The 1,424-nt window shown below is 39.0% G+C and carries 1 protein-coding gene; it reads right to left on the bottom strand.

Annotated elements, in window-relative coordinates; translation table 11 throughout:
* On the bottom strand, positions 1-1,415 hold a 1,415-nt coding region (gene ltrA / locus ACFX4W_RS04710; RefSeq protein WP_377559273.1), incomplete at its 3' end, for a group II intron reverse transcriptase/maturase.
* Positions 1,416-1,424: the final 9 nt, after the last annotated feature.

Below are 1,424 nucleotides of genomic sequence, written 5' to 3'. Positions count from 1 at the left end.
ACCATGACATGTCGTTCTATCTTAATCCAGGACATTTTTAACAATTGAATGTTAGTAAGTGGACATGTAAGAATCCATCTATTATTTCCACCGTGATAGGGTTTCCTAAAATAACGCTTTGTAATCCATTTCCACGACTTTTTTTGGTGTAAATGTTTAAGGTGTTTGACTAATTTAGAGAAAATATAATTGTCCATATAGCTAAACGTCTGTTTGGATACGACATGTTTCCAATACTGCCCGTAACCTCTAATAATAGGGTTTAAGACACGTATAATTTCTTTTACTGGTCGTCCTCTCATCATTGTGAACGTATCTTTTATCTTGTTTTTAGCTTTTTGAATACTGTCTTTACTAGGTTTGATAAATAACTTCTTTCCTTGTCCTGTCTTGTATTGACGCAGCGAAAAGCCTAGAAAATCAAACCCGTCCTCAATGTGTGTAACTCTCGTTTTCTCTTGGCTAAGATTAATTCCTCGCTTTTGTAAGTACGGAGTGAGTTTCCCATACATGCTTTCAGCCTGTTCCTTTGTTTCTGTTACGATGACAAAGTCATCTGCATAGAGAACGCGTCCGATCTTACATTTTGGGTCGATTACGTACCCTCCATTTGGTTTGTATGTCTTTTTATAGACAATACCAATTTCTTCTTCCATACCGCATAAGGCGATATTAGCTAGAAGGGGAGACACCAAACCACCTTGAGGGGTTCCTTCTGTTGTCGTATGAAGCATGTCATGTTCTACGTATCCCATTTCAAGCCACCTTTTAATGAGAGTGTTTCCTGGAAACATAGACGTCTGTTTCGTTATCCACTTATGATTAAGATGGTCAAAGCATCCTAGAAAGTCTCCCTCAAACACCCACTTTTTCTTGCTGTTGGTGTTAAGCTTATTAAAAAGGTTGCTTATCGCATCATGTGTGCTTCGTTTAGGACGAAAACCGTAGGAAGTAGGCTCAAACTTAACCTCCCATTGAGGTTCGAGTGCGTTTTTTACTACGTTTTGATAGACTCGATCTCGCATTGTGGGAATGCCCAAAGGTCTTAGCTTTCCGTTTTTCTTAGGGATAAATGTTCGTTTGGCTGGCTTTGGGCGATGTCGAAAGACATTGTATTTCACTAGCTGGTGATAAAATTTTATACGTTCGTTTGGTTTTGAGGCCATGTAGCCATCTACACCAGGTGTACGCTTACCGTTGTTTTGTTGTGTTACTCTACGAATAGAAAGCAGAAGATTTGCTTTACTCCGGAGGAGTAAACGTTGAAGTTTCCTTACTTTTCTTCGTTGTTTTTGTTGTTCGGCACGATAAATTCTTTGTCGTAACTTCATTACATATTTTTGTATAATACTCCAGTCAATAGAGTACCAATCTTTATGCGAGACGTGCGCCGACGCTCGTAGAGAGGTATTCATAACAGCACG

This window comes from Priestia sp. YIM B13489, from assembly GCF_042787645.1.
GTDB classification, from domain to species: Bacteria; Bacillota; Bacilli; order Bacillales; family Bacillaceae_H; genus Priestia; species Priestia megaterium.
The sequence above is the reverse complement of the archived record's forward strand: the minus strand, read 5'-3'. Positions and strand labels throughout refer to the sequence as shown.